The organism is Legionella santicrucis, from assembly GCF_001468135.1.
Classification (GTDB): Bacteria; Pseudomonadota; Gammaproteobacteria; order Legionellales; family Legionellaceae; genus Legionella; species Legionella santicrucis.
Genome location: NZ_LNYU01000072.1, coordinates 38,598 through 38,904, shown reverse-complemented (window position 1 = coordinate 38,904; position 307 = coordinate 38,598). Strand labels below are relative to the sequence as shown.

Here is a 307-nt window from a genome sequence, read left to right as displayed (position 1 = left end):
CCCAGAGACTCAATGGCTTCTGCATGCGGCAAGAGGGCACGAAAACGAGGATTGGCAAGGTAAAGGTTGGCCAATTTTAGCCATTGCGCAAATGCACATGTATCGGCTTTAGGCAGCTCAAATAAGCATGCATCATGAACTAGGTAGTTATAGGCATTTTGGGCTTTAAATTGGAGTAAATAATTTAATACCGCTTGTTCATCCTTAAAAATCGTGGCTAATTTCAAAGCATGGTCTTCAGCCACCCCATTGTGTTCCACAATAAGGGCTAATTGGCATAAAGGCAGTACTTTTTGATAACAGTCAT

General features: G+C 42.0%; 1 protein-coding gene. It reads right to left on the bottom strand.

What is annotated here, in order from left to right; translation table 11 throughout:
• Positions 1-307 (bottom strand): hypothetical protein (locus Lsan_RS22645; protein WP_193392711.1); only part of this gene is annotated, 307 nt, incomplete at both ends.